This is a genomic window from Nocardioides panacisoli (assembly GCF_019448235.1).
GTDB lineage: Bacteria > Actinomycetota > Actinomycetes > Propionibacteriales > Nocardioidaceae > Nocardioides > Nocardioides panacisoli_A.
In genome coordinates, this window is the sequence record NZ_CP080409.1 from 985,043 (window position 1) to 1,002,571 (window position 17,529).

The 17,529-nt window shown below is 73.0% G+C and carries 16 protein-coding genes and 1 tRNA gene; 8 read left to right on the forward strand and 9 right to left on the reverse strand.

What is annotated here, in order from left to right; genetic code table 11:
- The first annotated feature begins 25 nt into the window (after nucleotides 1-25).
- Both cobA and KUV85_RS04855 read left to right on the forward strand, forming a co-directional pair.
- Nucleotides 26-1,249 carry a uroporphyrinogen-III C-methyltransferase gene (gene cobA, locus KUV85_RS04850; RefSeq protein WP_219962091.1) on the forward strand — a complete coding sequence of 408 codons (1,224 nt, stop codon included), beginning with the start codon at nucleotides 26-28 and terminating at the stop codon, nucleotides 1,247-1,249.
- A 4-nt stretch (nucleotides 1,250-1,253) separates the two neighbouring features.
- Nucleotides 1,254-2,057, forward strand: coding sequence for a TrmH family RNA methyltransferase (locus tag KUV85_RS04855; RefSeq protein WP_219962092.1), 804 nt, complete (start codon nucleotides 1,254-1,256; stop codon nucleotides 2,055-2,057).
- Nucleotides 2,058-2,136: 79 nt separating this feature from the next.
- Here the strand turns inward: KUV85_RS04855 and KUV85_RS04860 are convergent, their stop codons facing one another.
- From KUV85_RS04860 to def, 3 genes are all read right to left on the reverse strand, one after another.
- The gene (locus tag KUV85_RS04860) at nucleotides 2,137-3,054 is read right to left on the reverse strand and encodes a type IV toxin-antitoxin system AbiEi family antitoxin domain-containing protein (RefSeq protein WP_219962093.1); all 918 of its coding nucleotides are present in this window, start codon (nucleotides 3,052-3,054) and stop codon (nucleotides 2,137-2,139) included.
- A gap of 188 nt (nucleotides 3,055-3,242) precedes the next feature.
- Nucleotides 3,243-4,163, reverse strand: coding sequence for an alpha/beta hydrolase (locus KUV85_RS04865; RefSeq protein ID WP_219962094.1), 921 nt, complete (start codon nucleotides 4,161-4,163; stop codon nucleotides 3,243-3,245).
- 35 nt (nucleotides 4,164-4,198) lie between these two features.
- A complete protein-coding gene (def, locus tag KUV85_RS04870; protein WP_219962095.1) occupies nucleotides 4,199-4,786 on the reverse strand; it encodes a peptide deformylase in 588 nt (195 codons plus the stop codon).
- 139 nt (nucleotides 4,787-4,925) lie between these two features.
- Here def and KUV85_RS04875 point away from each other — a divergent pair, with 139 nt between their 5' ends.
- Nucleotides 4,926-6,290 carry an acyl-CoA dehydrogenase family protein gene (locus KUV85_RS04875; protein WP_219962096.1) on the forward strand — a complete coding sequence of 455 codons (1,365 nt, stop codon included), beginning with the start codon at nucleotides 4,926-4,928 and terminating at the stop codon, nucleotides 6,288-6,290.
- Nucleotides 6,290-7,501 (forward strand): acyl-CoA dehydrogenase family protein, encoded by a 1,212-nt coding sequence (locus tag KUV85_RS04880; protein ID WP_237690204.1) that lies wholly within the window; start codon nucleotides 6,290-6,292, stop codon nucleotides 7,499-7,501. Before KUV85_RS04875 ends, KUV85_RS04880 begins: the two co-directional genes overlap by 1 nt.
- Here the strand turns inward: KUV85_RS04880 and KUV85_RS04885 are convergent.
- Nucleotides 7,452-8,588, reverse strand: coding sequence for a galactokinase (locus KUV85_RS04885; protein WP_219962097.1), 1,137 nt, complete (start codon nucleotides 8,586-8,588; stop codon nucleotides 7,452-7,454). The genes KUV85_RS04880 and KUV85_RS04885 overlap by 50 nt on opposite strands.
- Nucleotides 8,589-8,685: 97 nt before the next feature.
- Between KUV85_RS04885 and KUV85_RS04890 the strand changes: the two genes are divergently transcribed.
- Nucleotides 8,686-10,065: a GuaB1 family IMP dehydrogenase-related protein gene (locus tag KUV85_RS04890; protein WP_425299397.1), complete on the forward strand. Its 1,380-nt coding sequence runs from the start codon at nucleotides 8,686-8,688 to the stop codon at nucleotides 10,063-10,065.
- Between the two features lie 12 nt (nucleotides 10,066-10,077).
- On the opposite strand, the gene KUV85_RS04895 is transcribed toward KUV85_RS04890, so the two are convergent.
- Nucleotides 10,078-10,680, reverse strand: coding sequence for a substrate-binding domain-containing protein (locus tag KUV85_RS04895; RefSeq protein WP_219962099.1), 603 nt, complete (start codon nucleotides 10,678-10,680; stop codon nucleotides 10,078-10,080).
- Between the two features lie 47 nt (nucleotides 10,681-10,727).
- Here KUV85_RS04895 and KUV85_RS04900 point away from each other — a divergent pair, with 47 nt between their 5' ends.
- Nucleotides 10,728-11,714 (forward strand): alpha/beta fold hydrolase, encoded by a 987-nt coding sequence (locus KUV85_RS04900; protein WP_219962100.1) that lies wholly within the window; start codon nucleotides 10,728-10,730, stop codon nucleotides 11,712-11,714.
- A gap of 56 nt (nucleotides 11,715-11,770) precedes the next feature.
- On the opposite strand, the gene KUV85_RS04905 is transcribed toward KUV85_RS04900, so the two are convergent.
- Nucleotides 11,771-11,857 (reverse strand) — tRNA-Leu (locus KUV85_RS04905).
- A 64-nt stretch (nucleotides 11,858-11,921) separates the two neighbouring features.
- Between KUV85_RS04905 and KUV85_RS04910 the strand changes: the two genes are divergently transcribed.
- Entirely contained in the window at nucleotides 11,922-13,376 is a 1,455-nt protein-coding gene (locus KUV85_RS04910; protein WP_219962101.1) for a flavin-containing monooxygenase, read from the forward strand.
- A gap of 18 nt (nucleotides 13,377-13,394) precedes the next feature.
- Here the strand turns inward: KUV85_RS04910 and KUV85_RS04915 are convergent, their stop codons facing one another.
- Complete coding sequence (locus tag KUV85_RS04915) at nucleotides 13,395-14,897, reverse strand: acyl-CoA carboxylase subunit beta (RefSeq protein ID WP_219962102.1); 1,503 nt, start codon at nucleotides 14,895-14,897, stop codon at nucleotides 13,395-13,397.
- A 57-nt stretch (nucleotides 14,898-14,954) separates the two neighbouring features.
- Here KUV85_RS04915 and KUV85_RS04920 point away from each other — a divergent pair, with 57 nt between their 5' ends.
- Nucleotides 14,955-16,277 (forward strand): M20/M25/M40 family metallo-hydrolase, encoded by a 1,323-nt coding sequence (locus KUV85_RS04920; protein WP_219962103.1) that lies wholly within the window; start codon nucleotides 14,955-14,957, stop codon nucleotides 16,275-16,277.
- Nucleotides 16,278-16,284: 7 nt separating this feature from the next.
- Here the strand turns inward: KUV85_RS04920 and KUV85_RS04925 are convergent, their stop codons facing one another.
- The gene (locus tag KUV85_RS04925; RefSeq protein WP_219962104.1) at nucleotides 16,285-16,521 is read right to left on the reverse strand and encodes a DUF5703 family protein; all 237 of its coding nucleotides are present in this window, start codon (nucleotides 16,519-16,521) and stop codon (nucleotides 16,285-16,287) included.
- The gene (locus tag KUV85_RS04930) at nucleotides 16,518-17,459 is read right to left on the reverse strand and encodes an aldo/keto reductase (RefSeq protein WP_219962105.1); all 942 of its coding nucleotides are present in this window, start codon (nucleotides 17,457-17,459) and stop codon (nucleotides 16,518-16,520) included. The genes KUV85_RS04925 and KUV85_RS04930 overlap by 4 nt, the downstream gene beginning before the upstream one ends.
- Nucleotides 17,460-17,529: the final 70 nt, after the last annotated feature.

Genomic DNA, 17,529 nt, shown 5'->3' on the forward strand with positions numbered 1-17,529 from the left:
GGTGGTTGTTGGAACAATGGCCGCCGTGGACGACAGCACCCTCTATCCCTCCGGTCTGCGGCTCGACGGCCGCCGCGTGCTCGTCGTGGGCGGCGGTGAGGTCGCCCAACGCCGGGTGCCCCAGCTGATCGCCGCCGGCGCCGACGTCCACGTCGTCTCGCCGGACGTGACCCCGGCCATCGAGGGTCTGGTGGGCTCCGGCGAGGTCTCGTGGCACCGGCGCGAGTTCGCCGAGGCCGACCTCGCCGAGGCGTGGTACGCCGTCGCGGCGACCGACGACGCCGGCGTCAACCAGCGCGTCAGCGCGGCGGCGGAGCAGCACCGGGTGTTCTGCGTGCGCGCCGACGACGCACAACAGGGGACCGCCTGGACGCCCGCGGTCGGGCGGCACGACGGCCTCACCGTGGCCGTGCTCGGCTCCCGCGAGCCCCGCCGGTCGGCGGCACTGCGCGACGAGGTCGTCGAGGGCCTGCGGGAGGGACGACTCGGGTCGGCTCCCGAGCGGCCGCGCACCGCCGGGGTGACCCTGGTCGGCGGCGGGCCCGGACGTCCGGAGCTGATGTCGATCGCCGGCTACCAGGCGTTGATGGAGGCCGACGTCGTGGTGGCGGACCGGCTCGCGCCCCGCGAGCTGCTCGGGGACCTGCCCGACGACGTGGAGCTCCTCGACGTGGCCAAGCTGCCCCGCGGCCGGTCGGCGCAGCAGGAGGCGATCAACCAGGTCATCGTGGAGCGCGCCCTTGCCGGCAGCCGCGTGGTGCGCTTCAAGGGCGGGGACAACTTCGTCTTCGGTCGCGGCTACGAGGAAGTGATCGCCTGCCGGGAGGCCGGCGTACCCGTCACCGTCATCCCGGGCCTGACCAGTCCCGTGGCCGTCCCGGCGGTCGCCGGGATCCCGGTGACCCACCGCGGCATCACCCACGATTTCACCGTCGTGTCGGGGCACCTCCCACCCGGCCATCCCGAGTCCCTCGTCGCCTGGGACGCCATCGCGCGGATGCAGGGCACCGTCGTGCTGATGATGGCAGTGCACAACGCTCCCGCGATCGCCACGGCGCTGGTCGAGGGCGGCCGCGCGCCGGGCACCCCGGTCGCGGTCGTGTGCGACGGCACGATGCCGACCGAGCGCACGGTGCTCGCGACGCTGGGCACCCTCGCGGACCAGTTGGAGGCCGAGCGGGTGCAGGCCCCGGCCATCATCGTGGTCGGCGAGGTCGTGCGGGTCGCCCATCCCGAGGTGGGCGACTGAGCCGATGGCGACCCTCGTCGACGTCACCGACGCCGCCGACCCGCGGCTCGCGGACTACCGGGACCTGCGCGACGTCCAGCTGCGCAAGCACCTCGAGGCCGAACACGGGCTCTTCCTCGCCGAGGGCGAGAAGGTCGTGCGGCGGGCGGTCGAGGCCGGGCACGAGCCGCGCTCCTTCCTGATGGCGCCGCGTTGGATCGACGGGCTCGCCGACGTCCTCGACCGCACCGATGCGCCGTGCTACGTGGTCTCGGAGGACCTCGCCGAGCAGGTGACGGGCTTCCACGTCCACCGCGGCGCGCTCGCCTCATTGCAGCGGCGCCCACTGCCCGCGGTGGCCGACGTGCTGGCCGGCGCCCGGTCGGTGCTCGTGCTCGAGGACATCGTGGACCACACCAATGTCGGCGCGATCATCCGGTGCGGTGCGGCCCTGGACTTCGACGCGGTGCTGCTCGCACCCCGTTGTGCCGACCCGCTCTACCGTCGCGCGATCAAGGTCGCGATGGGCTCGGTGTTCACCCTGCCGTGGACCCGCGTCCCGGACTGGCGGGCCGCGCTCCCGGACCTGTCCGCGGCCGGGTTCACCACCCTCGCCCTGACCCTGGCCGAGGACGCGGTCCCGATCGAGGAGGCCGTCGCCGACGTGGACCGGGTCGCCCTCGTGCTCGGCTCCGAGGGTCACGGCCTCTCGTCCCACTGGGAACGGTCCGCCGACCGCCGCGCCGTCATCCCGATGGCCGCCGGCGTCGACTCCCTCAACGTGGCCGCCGCGACTGCGATCGCCTGCTACGTGACCCAGCAGCGTTGAGTGCTCACTTCCCTCCGTTGAGTACTCACTTGTTGACGGTCGAGTCAGCACTTCTCAACGGTCGAGTCGGCACTTGCACTCACCAGCGACGCGTCGTGTACGACGCCACGAGGGCGTCGCGCACCTGCTCCAGCCATGCGTCGAGGCGTTCGGCGGTGAAGTCCCCCTCCCTGACCACGATCACGGTCCAGTGGTGCTCGCGCAGCCACTGCCGACGACGCTCGTCCCGCTCGCGCTGCCGCGGAGACCGGTCATGGGCCTCGGCGCCGTCGTACTCGACGCACACGCGGAGGTGCGGGTAGGCGAAGTCGAGCCGATAGGTGGGGACGCCGTCGCGGTGGATCCAGAACTGTGGCTCGGGCTCGGGGAGGCCCGCGTCACGGATCGCGAGGAGGACCCAGCTCTCGCGGTCGGACTCGACCGCGGGGCAGAGGTACTGGATCAGTTCCCGCAGCTGGACGACGCCGCGCCGGCGACGGAAGCGCGGCAGCTCGGCGCGGAGGTCGGCCCTGGTCAGGCCGTGGGTGCGCGCGAGCGAGTTGAGCACGGCCATCGCCTCGCGCCGCTTGAGGTGGCACCCGCAGTCGAGTGCGGTGCGCAACGGCGTCGTGACCCGGAGTCCGGCGAGCACCATCACGTCGCGCGGTGCGAGGTCGCGCGTGCGGCCACGGGCCGCGGTGAGTCGAGTGGGCTGGTGGCCGCGCAGGGCGCAGGTCTCGACCGGCGGCGTACGCCACAACTCGGCGTAGGCGTGGGCGCCCGTGCCGTGCAGCCATGCCGCGGTGCGGTCGACGACCACGTGGTGCTCGGCGACGACGCGGGCGAGCGAGGCGGCCCTGCTGTCGAGGTCGTCGGGCAGGTCGGCGGTGAGGTAGACGCCGCGACAGGTACGGCGGAGGTCACCCTCGGCAACCAATCGTCCGATGAGGCGGTCGGAGTAGCCGCGGGCGAGCAGGTCGGCACGGGTCAGCGGACGTCGGGGGAGGATCGGGGGCATGCCTCCCACGGTCGGCCCGCGGCGCCCGGCCGGCGAGGCGCCGTACGCCGTCCTGTGGAGGAGGGGCTCCTCGTCGGGCCCTGTGGACCCACGGCGGCCCGGGGTGGGACGCGATGCCGGGAAGAAGTGCCGACTCGAGGTGCAACAAGTGAGCACTCGACGAGAAGAAGTGAGCACTCGACCCTGGGTCAGCGGGGGAGGACCTCGGCGAACTCGGCGATGGCGTGGTCGACGGCGGCCTGGCTCGCGGTCGACCAGGGGCCCATGTCGAAGAAGCCGTGGATCTGGCCGGGGTAGGTCGTGTGGCGGACCGGGACGCCGGCGGCCGCCAGCGCGTCGGCGTACGCCGCGCCCGCGTCGCGCAGCGGGTCGAACTCGGCCGTGGCGACGACGGCCGGTGGCTGGTCGGCCAGGTCCCCGCGCAGCGGGGAGAGCAGCGCGTCGGTGGGGTCGAGCTGTCCACCGCCGGAGAGGTAGTGACCGGTGAACCACGCCATCGTGGGGGTGTCGAGGAAGTAGCCCTCGCCGTTCTCGGTCATCGACGGGTGGTCGCCGGCCATGTCGGCGGCCGGGTAGACGAGGAGCTGCGCCGCGATGCCCCCGACCTGCTGTGCCGCGACCGCGGCCAGGTTGCCGCCGGCGGAGTCGCCCGCGACCGCGACGGCGTCGCCACCGCCGAACTCGCCGCGCCGGGCCACCACGTCCCGGACGGCGGCCACCGCGTCCTCGGCCGCAGCGGGGAAGGGGTGCTCGGGGGCGAGCCGGTAGTCCACCGAGACCACCACGGCGTCGGCGCCGCGGCAGATGGCCCGGGCCATGTTGTCGTGAGTGTCGAGGTCACCGATGACGAACCCGCCGCCGTGGAGGAGCACCACGGTCGGGTGCGGCCCGGAGGTCCCGGGGCGGTAGCTGCGGGCCGGGAGGTCCCCGCGGCCGCCGGCCACCGTCGTGTCCACGACCTCACCGACCGGGACCACGGCCTCGGGCGGTCGCATGTCCACGGTCATCCGCCGGAACGCGGACCGCGCGTCCGTCGGCGTCATCTCGTGCAGCGGCGTGCTGCCGTGGATCAGCTCCAGCAGCGGGGCGAGGTCGGGGTCGAGTGGCATGGGGCGACCGTAGCCGAGGTCGGGCCGGCCCCCGCTCAGGTCGCCGGCCAGCCGTCGGGGAAGTCCTCGGCCGCCCGCTCGTGGGCCTTGTGCAGCTTCTTGCGCGCCTTGGTGGGCAGCCGGTCCCCGAAGACCGTGCCGCGGGTGTGGTCGGTCTCGTGCTGCAGGCAGCGTGCGAGCAGCCCGTCACCCTCGAAGTGCACCGGCTCACCGTCCACCCCGGTGCCGTCGACCGCGGCCCAGTCCGGGCGCGCACACGCGGCGAACGCCCCGGGCAGCGACAGGCAGCCCTCCTGGTCGTCGTCGAGATTGCGGTCCGCGCCCTCGGGCAGCGTGAGCACCGGGTTGCAGACCACGCCCACCGTCCGCTCGCCGCTCTCGTCGGGGCAGTCGAAGACGAACACGGCCCGGTCGACGCCGATCTGGCAGGCGGCGAGGCCGACGCCGTCCGCGGCGTACATGGTGGCGACCATGTCGGCCACCAGCTCCCGCAGCTCCGCGTCGTACGCCGTCACTGGCTGCTGGGCGCGGTGCATCACCTCGGTGCCCCAGCGGGTCATGGGGTGGACCGTGCCGTCGGTGGGCAGCGGTCCGTGGGGGGCATGGGGCTCGGCGTCGGGCATGGCGCCGGAGCATACGACCCGTGCGCAGGTGCGGCACAGTCGACGACTGCCGGCGTCACCGGGGCCCGGGGGAGCGGTGTGACCTGCGGCACGCGGAACAGGTGTAGCGCAATGTGTAACTCAGAGTTACATTAGGCGCATGTCCCTGATCAGCAACTTCCGCCCGGGCGGCAAGCACGGCGTGCCCGAGGATGCGAGCCACGATCCGCTCGGGCTCCTCGTCGCCGGCCTGAGCCGCCTCGCCCAGACCGACCTGCTCGACAAGGTCGGCCTGCGCAAGCAGGCCGAGCAGGTCGTCAACACCGTGACGCGCAGCGGGTTCCGCACCGTCACCAACGCCAGCCGCACCTTCAAGAAGGTCGGCTCGCGCTCCAAGCCGGGCGTGCGCGCCCCCAAGGCGGCGCCGTCCGGGGTCTTCGACCTGACGCCGAGCGAGGACGAGCAGATGCTCGTCGACCTGGTCTCGGAGTTCGCCGAGGAGGTGCTGCGTCCGGCGGCTGCCGACGCCGACGCCGCGTGCACCGCGCCGCAGGAGGTGCTCGACCAGAGCAAGGAGATCGGCCTCCCGATCCTCGGCCTGCCCGAGGAGCTCGGCGGGGTCGCCGAGGAGCGCTCGGCCATGGCCGGCACCCTGGTGGCCGAGGCACTGGCCCGGGGCGACATGGGGCTCGCCGTGGCCACTCTGGCGCCCGGCTCGGTCGCGACCGCGATCGGACTGTGGGGCACCGAGGCCCAGCAGCAGACCTACTTGCCGTCCTTCACCGGCGAGGACGTCCCGGCCGCGGCACTTGCGCTCAACGAGCCCACCGTGCTCTTCGACGTGTTCGCACCCGCGGCCACCGCCACCAAGGAGGGCGACGGCTACGTCCTGCGGGGCACCAAGAGCCTCGTGGCGCGCGGCACCGACGCCGAGCTCTTCGTCGTCGGCGCCTCGCTGGACGGCCGTCCCACGCTGTTCCTGGTGGAGTCCTCCACCGAGGGACTGAGCCTGGAGAGCGACCCCGCGATGGGCGTGCGGGCCGCCACCATGACCAAGCTGCTGCTGGACGGGGCGAAGGTCCCCGCCGACGCCGTGCTCGGCGAGACCGACGGGACGACCTACGCCGAGTGCGTCCGGCTCTCGCGGCTCGCGTGGTGCGCGCTCGCGGTCGGCACCGGCCAGGCCGTGCTGGACTACGTGACGCCCTACGTCAAGGAGCGCGAGGCCTTCGGGGAGCCGATCGCGCACCGGCAGTCGGTGGCGTTCATGGTCGCCAACATCGCCATCGAGCTGCAGGCGATGCGGCTGCTGACCCACCGCGCCGCCTCCCGCGCCGCGGCCGGCAAGGACTTCTCCAAGCAGGTCGCGCTCGCCCGCAAGGCGTGCACCGACCGGGGGATGCAGATCGGCAACGACGGCGTCCAGCTGCTCGGTGGCCACGGATTCGTCAAGGAGCACCCGGTCGAGCGGTGGTACCGCGACCTGCGTGCGATCGGGATCATGGAAGGAACGGTGCTGGTCTGATGGCCATCAATCTGGAGGTTCCCAAGAAGCATCGGGCGCTGATCGACCAGGCCCACCAGGTCGCGATGAACATGCTGCGCCCCATCTCGCGCAAGTACGACGCCGCCGAGCACGAGTACCCCAAGGAGCTCGACATGCTCGCGGCGATGATCGACGGGCTCTCCGAGTCCGGCGCGAGCGAGGGTGCCGGAGCGGCCGGCGTACGCCGTGAGGACAGCGACGACGACTCGGTGCGCAACGGCTCCAACATGGCCTCGGTGACCTCGGTCGCCGAGATGTGCTGGGGCGACACCGGACTGTTGCTCTCCATGCCCCGCCAGGGCCTGGGCAACTCCGCGATCGCGTCGGTCGCCAACGACGAGCAGCTCGCGCGCTTCGAGGGCAAGTGGGCCTCGATGGCCATCACCGAGCCGAGCTTCGGCTCGGACTCGGCGGCGATCTCGACCACGGCGGTGCTCGACGGCGACGACTACGTCATCAACGGCGAGAAGATCTACGTGACCTCCGGGGAGCGTTCCGACTGCGTCGTGGTGTGGGCGACGCTGGACAAGTCCCTCGGCCGTGCCGCGATCAAGTCCTTCGTCGTGGAGAAGGGCACGCCCGGCCTGAAGGTCGAGCGGCTGGAGGAGAAGCTCGGCATCCGGGCCTCCGACACCGCGGTGATCACCTTCACCGACTGCCGGGTGCCCAAGGAGAACCTGCTGGGCGATCCCGAGATCGACACCAGCAAGGGCTTCGCCGGTGCCATGGCGACCTTCGACAACACCCGTCCGCTGGTCGCCGCCATGGCGATCGGCTGCGCCCGGGCGTCGCTGGACCTCACCCGCGACCTGCTCGCCCGAGCCGGTGTCGAGGTGGACTACGACCAGCCCGCCATGCTCCAGAGCGCTGCCGCGGCACGGTTCCTGCAGCTGGAGTCGGACTGGGAGGGTGCGCGCCTGCTGACCCTCCAGGCCGCGTGGATGGCCGACAACCGCAAGCCCAACTCGCTCGAGGCCTCCATGGCGAAGGCCAAGGCGGGACGGGTCGGCTCCGACGTGACGCTCAGCTGTGTCGAGCTGTGCGCGTCGGTGGGCTACAGCGAGGACGAGCTGCTGGAGAAGTGGGCCCGTGACTCCAAGATCCTCGACATCTTCGAGGGCACCCAGCAGATCCAGCAGCTCATCGTGGCGCGCCGGGTCCTCGGGCTGTCCAGCGCTGAGCTGAAGTGACCGAGGCTCCCGCTGCCGGTGTCACCTCGTGGTGGCCCGGTGGCGGGAGGTCCGCGGCAGCGAAGGCCGCGTCGACGGCGTCCCGGACGTCGGCGGCGCGGTCTCGTGGCGTCAGGGCGACGGCGGAGCCCCCGAAGCCACCGCCGACCAGACGGGCACCCAGGGCGCCTGCGGTGAGGGCGCTGTCGACGGCGAGGTCCAACGCGCTCGTCGAGGCGGCGAAGTCGTCGCGCAGCGAGCGGTGGGATGCGGTCAGGGCCGCACCGACGGCGGTCCAGTCCGCGTCCTCGAGCGCGACGAGGACGGCGTCGACCCGCTCCTCCTCGGTGACCACGTGGCGGGCGCGCGCCCGCAACACCGGGTCGGCGATGTCGGCGAGGTCCGCGGCGGTGGCGCCACGCAGCTGCGGGCGCCCCAGCGCGTCGGCAGCGGCCGCGCACTCACGCCGCCGGTCGGCGTACCCCTCCTCGGTGGCGAGGTCGTGGGCGTGCCCGGTGTCGATGACCTGCAGCGTCAGCCCGGCGTCGGCCGGGGCGAGCGGCACGGAGCGTCGCGACCCGTCGCCGAAGTCGAGCAGGAGTGCGTGACCGGCCGAACCGCGCATGGCGACCGCCTGGTCCATGCCACCGGTGGGCGCGCCGACGAACTCGGTCTCGGCCCGGTGGCACGCGGCGGCGAGACGGTCGCGTGTCGCATCGTCGACCAGGCCGCCCCGGAGTCCGGCCACGGCGGTGGCCACCGCACAGCCCAGGGCCGCCGAGCTCGCGAGTCCGGCCCCGGGCGGGACGGCGCCGTCGATGGCCACGTCCATCCCCGGCACCGGCCAGCCGTCCTCGGCGAGCGCCCACAGCACCCCGAGCGGGTGGGCACTCCAGTCGCGGCGTACACCGGGCCGCAGGTCGCCGAACTCCACGGTCACCGCGGCGCCCGCCTGCACGCTGCGCACCGTGACCCGGGGACTGGGTCGGGGGCGGAGCACCACCGTGGTCCGCAGGTCGATCGCGAAGGGCAGGCACCGCCCGCCGTTGTAGTCGGTGTGCTCCCCGATCAGGTTGACCCGTCCGGGGGCGCTCGCCTCGATCACCACGGCCCCATCCTGACGCACCGGCACGGGTAGATTCGGGAGGGTGCGATTCCTCGACGGGCACGCCCCCGCCCACGACCTGACCTATGACGACGTGTTCATGGTGCCGCGCCGCTCCGCGGTCGGCAGCCGGTACGACGTCTCCCTGGCCACCAACGACGGCGCCGGCACCACGGTGCCCCTGGTCGTGGCGAACATGACCGCGATCGCGGGCAAGCGGATGGCCGAGACGGTCGCCCGTCGCGGCGGACTCGTCGTCATCCCGCAGGACATCCCGGCCCACGTGGTCGCCGACGTGGTGACCTACGTCAAGCAGCGGCACCTGGTGTTCGAGACCCCGATCCAGCTGCGCCCGGACCAGACGGTCTCCCACGCGCTGTCACTGATCCCCAAGCGGTCGCACGGCGCCGCCGTGGTGGTCTCCGACGGCCTGCCGGTCGGCATCGTCACCGGCTCGGACTGCGCGGAGGTCGACCGGTTCGCCCAGGTCGAGCAGGTGATGCGGCCCGTGGAGGTCGAGGTCGCCGCGACCACCGACCCGCGGACTGTCTTCGACGCCGTCGACGCCGCCCGCGCACCGCTGGCGGTCGGCGTTGACGAGGACGGCTCGCTCGTCGGCGTGCTGACCCGGACCGGCGCCCTCCGGGCGACGCTGTACGACCCCGCGGTCGACGCGCAGGGCCGCCTGCGGATCGGCGCCGCGATCGGCGTCAACGGCGACGTGGCGGGCAAGGCGAAGCTGCTGCTCGACGCCGGGGTGGACCTGTTGGTCGTCGACACGGCCCACGGCCACCAGGACCGGATGCTGGAGGCACTGGCGGCGGTGCGCGGCCTCGACCCGGCGGTGCCGGTCGTGGCGGGCAACGTCGTCGACGCCGACGGCACCCGTGCGCTGGTCGACGCCGGCGCCGACATCGTCAAGGTCGGTGTCGGACCCGGCGCGATGTGCACCACGCGGATGATGACCGGTGTCGGTCGACCGCAGTTCTCCGCGGTGCTGGAGTGCGCGGCCGCTGCCCGCGAGCTCGGGGCCCAGGTGTGGGCCGACGGGGGAGTGCGCCACCCCCGCGACGTCGCGCTGGCGCTGGCCGCCGGAGCGGGTTCGGTGATGATCGGGTCGTGGTTCGCCGGCACCCACGAGTCGCCGGGCGACCTGCTCGAGGACGCCGACGGGCGGCCGTTCAAGGTCTCCTTCGGCATGGCCTCCGCCCGGGCGGTCGCCAACCGGACGGGCACCGAGAGCGCCTTCGACCGTGCCCGGAAGGGCCTCTACGAGGAGGGCATCTCCTCCTACCGCATGTACCTGGACCCGCAGCGACCGGGCGTGGAGGACCTCATCGACCAGGTCTGTGCCGGGGTGCGTTCCTCCTTCACCTACGCCGGCGCGACCGACCTGCCGTCCTTCCACGAGCGCGCCGTGGTGGGGGTGCAGTCCGCCGCGGGCTTCCACGAGGGTCGGCCGCTGCCCACCGGGTGGTGAACCAGCGGCGACTCAACGGCTGCTGGAGGCGCGACGTCCCTTCGTGATGCCGACGAAGTCCTGGTGGAGGTCGCTGTCGTCCTCGCGGCGCCAGAGGAGCCCGACGTCGGTCGTGGGCAGGTCGGTCACGACGCGGTGGACGACGTCCTTGCGGTGGTGCAGCCGTGCCACCGACATCGGCAGGACGACGATCCCGGTGCCGGCGGCCACGGTCGCGACCGCCTCGGCGTCGGTCATCGCGGGGAAGTCGAACTGCTCGGCGGCGGGTCGCCACCCGGAGGGGTGGGGACGGACGAGCTGCTCCTCGTCGAGGTCGGCGCAGGTGACCTGCTCGGCCGCGGCGACGAGGTGGTCGCTGGCGGCGACGACCACGGGGAGCTCCTCGTAGAGCACCACGCAGTGCAGGTCGTCGCCGACCAGGTCGCTGCGACGGGCGGGGAGCCGCGCCAGGCACAGGTCGGCGTCGCCGGACGCGAGCACCGCACGCGGGGCGTCCTCGGCGACGGGCGACAGCTCCAGCGGGAGGTCAGGGTGGCGCTCCCGCCACACGCGGGCCCACTTGTCGGGCGTGACGCCGGGCACGAACGCGACCCGGAACGGGGCGGGTGATGACATGGCGCCAGCCTAGGAGAGCACCGGGCCCCGCGTGCCACACTGCCCGCGTGGACATCACCGGGTGGCAGCACGGCACGGTCGCGGTCAACGACATCGACCTCCACTACGTCGAGAGCGGCAGTGGACCGCTGGTCCTGCTGGTCCACGGCTTCCCGGAGTCCTGGTACTCCTGGCGCCACCAGATCCCGGCGCTCGCCGCGGCGGGCCACCGGGTGGTGGCGATCGACGTACGTGGCTACGGACGTTCCTCGGTGCCGACCGCGGTCGAGGACTACCGGATGCTCCGGCACGTCGCCGACAACGTCGCACTCGTCGCGGCGCTGGGGGAGCGCGAGGCGGTGGTCGTGGGGCACGACTGGGGCGCACCGATCGCCTGGGCGAGCGCGCAGCTGCGGCCCGACGTGTTCACCGCCGTCGCCGGGCTGTCGGTGCCGTTCGCTCCCTCCGGCCCGACCCGGCCCAGCGACGCGTTCGAGGACATGGGCGGCGAGGAGGAGTTCTACATCGCCTACTTCCAGCAGCCGGGGCGGGCGGAGGCCGAGATCTCCGACGACGTACGCCGGTGGCTGCGCGGCATCTACTGGTCGATCTCGGGGGAGGGGATGGCCGAGCAGCTGGCGGCCGGCGGACCGGTCGTGGGCACCATCGCGCCGGGTGGCCGGATGGACGACCGGTTCACCCATCCAGAACGGATGCCGGACTGGCTGACCGAGGAGGACCTCGACTTCTACGTGGCCGAGTTCTCGCGCTCCGGGTTCACCGGCGCGCTGCACCGCTACCGCAACGTGGACCGGGACTGGGAGGACCTCGCGGTCTGGGGGCACGCGCCGATCCGGGTCCCGTCGCTGTTCATCGGTGGCGAGCTGGACGGTCCGGTGATGTGGGGCCAGCGTGCGATGGCGCGCTTCGACCGCACGTTGCCCGACCTGCGCGGGTGCCACGTGCTGCCCGGGTGCGGGCACTGGGTCCAGCAGGAGCGTCCTGCGGAGGTCAACGAGCTGCTGCTCGGGTTCCTCGCCGAGGTGCGGTCCTGAGACGCCGAGGGCCGCAAAAAGCACGGAACCCCAGGTCAGACCTGGGGTTCCTCACGTGCGCGAGGGGGGACTTGAACCCCCACGACCAGTAATAGGTCACTAGCACCTCAAGCTAGCGCGTCTGCCAATTCCGCCACCCGCGCGTGCCCGAGAACACTAGCAAAGGGGCTGCGGGAGGTCGGAATCGGGAGCGGCTAGCGTTCGGTCATGGCTCCCACGCAGCAACCCCGTGTCCTCGTGATCGGCGCCGGCTTCGGCGGACTGGCCACGGCCCGCGAACTCCTCGCCGCGGGCCACCGCGACGTCACCGTCCTCGAGCGGGCCGACGACGTCGGTGGCGTGTGGCGCGACAACACCTACCCGGACGCGGCCTGCGACGTGCCGTCGACGCTGTACTCCTGGTCCTGGGCGCCCAAGCACGACTGGAGCCACCGCTACGCCAAGCAGCCGGAGATCCTGGACTACATCCGCACCGAGGCCGACCGGGCCGGCCTGCGCGACCTCGTGCGCACCCGCAGCGAGGTCGCCGCGGTCAGCTGGGACGACACCGAGCGTCACTGGGTCGTGACCCTGACCGACGGGACGGACCTGGTGGCCGACGTGGTGGTGTCGGCGGTCGGGCAGCTGTCCCGGCCCGCGGTGCCCGCCATCCCCGGACTGGACGACTTCGCCGGCCCGTCCTTCCACTCGGCCCGGTGGGACCACACGGTCCCGCTGCGCGGCAAGCGGATCGGCGTGATCGGCACCGGCGCGAGCGCGATCCAGTTCGTCCCCGGGATCGTGGACGACGTCGCTGCCATCACCGTCTTCCAGCGGTCGGCGCCCTACGTCGTCCCCAAGCCCGACCGTGCCTACCGGCCCTGGCACACGACGCTGTTCACCCGCGCGCCGGGCATCCACCACGTCGTACGCCGCGGCGTGTTCCACCTCAGCGAGCAGCTCAACAAGACCCTCGACGACGACGGCCGGCTGGCGAGCGGCCTGCGGCGTGCCTGGCAGGCCCAGCTGCGGCGCCAGGTCAAGGATCCCGCACTGCGGGCCAAGCTCGTGCCCGACTACCCGCTGGGCTGCAAGCGACTGCTCTTCAGCAACGACTGGTACCCCGCACTCGCCCGGGAGCACGTCGAGGTCGTCACCGAGGACGTCACCGCCGTCGAGGGGGCCGGTGTCCGCACCGGCGACGGCACGCTCCACGAGTGCGACGTGCTGATCCTCGGCACCGGCTTCGCGGCCACCGACTTCCTGGCGCCGATGGAGGTGACCGGTCGCGGGGGTCGACGCCTCGACGACGCCTGGGACGGTGGCGCGCGCGCCCACCTGGGCATGACGGTCCCCGGCTTCCCGAACTTCTTCTGCGTCTACGGTCCCAACACCAACCTCGGCGGCAGCTCCATCATCGGCATGCTCGAGGCGCAGGCGGGCTACATCCGCCAGGCCGTGGACGTCCTCGCCGCCCGCGCCCGCACCGTCGAGGTGCGTCCCGAGGTCGCCGACGGGTTCGACTCCGAGGTGCAGGGCCGGCTGGCCCGCAGCGTGTGGGCCGGCTGCACCAGCTGGTACACCTCGGCCAGTGGGCGGGTGACCACCAACTGGCCCGGACCGGTGGCGGAGTACCAGCGCCGCACGGCCACCTTCGCCGCGGACGAGTACGCCGTCGACTGATCCGGGCGGTGGCGTCCGTCAGCCGGCCGCCCGCAGCGTCGCGGCGATCACCGTCCGGGTCTCGGCGGGGTCGATGACGTCGTCGATCTCGAAGACCCGGGCAGCGTTGAGGGCCTTGGCGTGCTCCCGCAGCCCGGCAGTGTGGTCGGCCACCGCTGCCTCGCGCTCGGCCTCGGGGAGCGCCTCGAGCTCCTTGGCCATGGCGAGTCGTACGGCGCCCTCCAGCCCCATGGCGCCCAGGTGGGCGCCCGGCCAGGCCACCGTGAGCAGCGGCTGGTGGGTGCTGCCGCCCAGCATCGCCTGCGCGCCCAGGCCGTAGCCGCGCCGCAGCACCACGCCGACCAGCGGCACCGTGAGGCGCGCGCCCGCGGTGACGAAGCGGGACGCCTCGCCGACCAGGCCGCTGCGCTCGGCCTCGGGGCCGACCATGAAGCCCGGGGTGTCGACGAGTGACACCACCGGGACGCCCCACGACTGGCACAGGTCCAAGAAGTCGGCTCCCTTGCCCGAGGCCGCGGTGGTGAGTGCGCCGGCGACGTGCGTGGACTGGTTGGCGAGGATGCCCACCGGGCGCCCGTCGATGCGTCCCAGCGCCGTCACCAGTTCCGGCGCCCACGCCTCTCGTAGCCAGATGACGCTGTCGGTGTCGGCGAGTGTCTCCACGAGGGGCCGCACGTCGAAGGCCTCCCGGTCGTTGGCCGGCAGCAGGTCACGCAGTGCGTGCTGGTCCGGCGCCGTCCCCGGTCTACTCACCCCGGACGCCAGCGCGAGCAGGTCCCGTGCGGTCGCCACCGCCTCGACCTCCTCGTCCACGACGACGTCGAGGACGCCGTTCGCTGCCTGTTCGGACGCGGGCCCGATCTCCTCGGGCGCGAAGTCGCCCAGGCCGCCGCCGGCGATCATGGCCGGTCCGGCCATGCCCAGGTTCGCGTCGGTGGTCGCGATGCGCAGGTCCGCCCCGCCGGCCAGGACGGCGTTGCCGGCGAAGCAGCGTCCGGACACGATCGCGATCCGGGGGACCACCCCGGCCAGCCGGCCCCACAGGGCGAAGGTCGCCACGTCGAGGGCCGACACCAGCGGGTAGTCGGTGTCGCCGGGGCGGCCGCCACCGCCCTCGGTGAAGAAGACGGTCGGGAGGCGCATCCGCTCGACGAGGGCGAGCAGCCGGTCCGACTTGTGGTGGCCGCGCATGCCCTGGGTGCCGGCCATGACCATGTAATCGTAGGACAGCACCGCGCACGGCTGCCCGTCGACGGTCGCCGTACCACCGATGAGGCCGTCGGCGGGCGTCTCCACCACAAGGTCGGCCAGGTCGCGCCGCTGCTCCTGCGCCGCGGTCGTGAAGCGCCCGTACTCCACGAACGAGCCGGGGTCCACGAGGTCCGCCAGGTTCTCCCGCGCCGTACGACGGCCTCCCGCGTGCCGGCGTGCCACGCGCTCGGGCCGGGCGGCGTCGGTGGTCAGGAAGCGGCGGGCGAGCACCTCGTCGAGCCCCTGCGCGGGCCGGTCGTCATGGGTCATGGGCACCAGTCTGCCGTCGGGCTGGGCCGCCCGGACGGGGGCTGCCAAGATGGAGGGGTGAGTGCCACCGACGCGTCCACGCCCGACCCGGCGACCGAGGTCGTCGACATCTGTCGCGACCTGATCCGGATCGACACCTCCAACTACGGACCCGAGGAGGGGCCGGGGGAGCGCAAGGCCGCCGAGCACGTCGCCACCCTGCTCGACGAGGTCGGCATCGAGAGCACGCTCATCGAGGGTGCGCCCGGGCGCACCAACGTGGTGGCCCACTGGGGCGGGAGTGGTGACCGCTCCGATGCGCTGCTGCTGCACGGGCACCTCGACGTCGTGCCGGCGGCGGCCGAGGACTGGCAGGTCGACCCGTTCAGTGGCGAGATCACCGACGACGGCTACCTGTGGGGGCGCGGCGCGGTCGACATGAAGGACTTCGACGCGATGCTGCTCGCGACGGTGCGGGCGCGCCAGCGCGAGGGACGGGTCCCCGAACGCCCCGTCGTGCTGTGCTTCACCGCCGACGAGGAGGCCGGCGGCCACATCGGCGGCGAGGTGCTCGTCCGGGACCACGCCGAGCTGTTCGAGGGCTGCACGGAGGCCATCGGCGAGGTCGGTGGGTTCAGCACCACGGTCCGCGACCGGCGGGTCTACCTCATCGAGGCCGCCGAGAAGGGCATGGCGTGGCTGCGGCTGACGGCCCGCGGCCGGGCCGGCCACGGGTCGATGATCAACCCCGACAACGCGATCACCTCGCTGTCCGGCGCCGTCGCGCGGATCGGGGCACACGAGTGGCCCCTGCGCCTCACGCCGACGATGCGCACGCTGCTCGCGGCGATCGGCGAGCTCGCCGGCACCGAGGCCACGCCGGAGAACGCCGCGGACCTGATCGAGGAGTTCGGGCCCGCGGCCCGGATGCTCGGCGCGGTCATCCGCAACACCGCGAACCCGACCATGCTCGACGGCGGCTACAAGCTCAACGTCATCCCGACCGAGGCGTCGGCCTGCATCGACGGACGGTTCGTGCCGGGGGCGGAGGAGGAGTTCTTCGCCACGCTGGCCGAGCTGTGCGGCGAGGACGTCGAGATCGAGGCGATCTCGCACCAGCAGCCCTGGGAGTCCCCCTACGAGGGCAGGATCGTCGATGCGATGACCGCCAGCCTGCTCGCCGAGGACCCCGACGCCGTGGTGGCTCCCTACCTGATGAGCGGCGGCACGGACGCCAAGCACTTCCGCAAGCTGGGCATGTCCAGCTTCGGGTTCGCCCCGCTGCGGCTCCCGGCCGACCTGGACTTCACCGCCCTCTTCCACGGTGTCGACGAGCGGGTGCCGGTCGACGCCCTACAGTTCGGGCAGCGGGTCTTCGACCGGTTCCTCGACCAGGTCTGAGCCGTGCTCAGGCGGTGCGCACCTGCCGGATGATCTTGCGCCGCAGCACCACCCGGCGTACGCCGTCGCTGCCGATCCGGACGCGGTCCAGCTCCCACCTGCCGTGCTCGGCCCGTTCGGTGAGCAGCTTGGTCACCACGTTGCGCGAGAAGTCGCGGGGGAAGCTCACGGTCTCGAACTGCCACTCGACGCCGCGACCCAGGGGCCGGGCGTGGACGGGGCGCAGCTCCGGCCGGCGGCTCATCCGGGGTCCGAGACGTCGTCGAGTGCCTCCCGGATCTCCGGGGGGAGCTGCTTGTCCTCGGCACCGAGGGCGCCCGTGAGCTGCGCGCTGGTCCGGGCGCCGACGATCGGCGCGGTGACGCCGGGGCGGTCGCGCACCCACACGAGGGCGACCTCCAGCGGCGTCCAGCCCAGCCCGTCGGAGGCCTTGACCACGGCCTCGACGATGCTGCGCCCCCGGTCGTCGAGGTAGTCCTCGATGTGGGGGTCGTTCGCACCGCGGGAGTCCGACGGGATCCCCGAGCGGTACTTCCCGGTGAGCACGCCCTTGCCGAGGGGGGAGTAGGGGAGGACGCCGAGGCCGCTGGCCAGGGCGGCCGGGATCACCTCGTGCTCGATGTCGCGGTTGGACAGCGAGTACTCGACCTGGGTGCTGGCCAGCGGCACGCGGCCGGGCACCGCGCGCTGCCACGTCGCCGCCTGGGCGGTCTGCCAGCCGGTGTAGTTCGAGATCCCGACGTGGGCCGCGCGGCCGCTGGTGACCGCGATGTCCAGGGCGGAGAGCGTCTCGTCCAGCGGCGTCGCGTCGTCCCACACGTGCACCTGCCACAGGTCGACGTGGTCGGTGCCGAGGCGACGCAGCGAGGTCTCGAGCTGGGAGAGCAGCCGACCGCGACTGGCGTCGTAGCGGTGCTCGCCCCGCACCAGGCCGAAGCCGGCCTTGGTCGCGACCGTCACGTCCTCGCGGGCCACGGTCGTGCCGAGCAGGGCGCCGAGCATCTCCTCCGAGGCACCGCGCGCGTAGATGTGGGCCGTGTCGAGGAAGGTGCCGCCGGCGTCGAGGTACGCGGTGAGCTGCTCGCGCGCCTCGTGCTCGTCGGTCGCGATGCCCCACGGCATCAGGCCCAGACCGATCCGCGACACCGACAGGCCGGTCGACCCCACGGAGCGTTGCTGCATGGGTCCAACCTAGACCGCGGCCACGACCGCGCGGGGAAGGGCACGCCAGACACGGGTGATCCGGTGATCC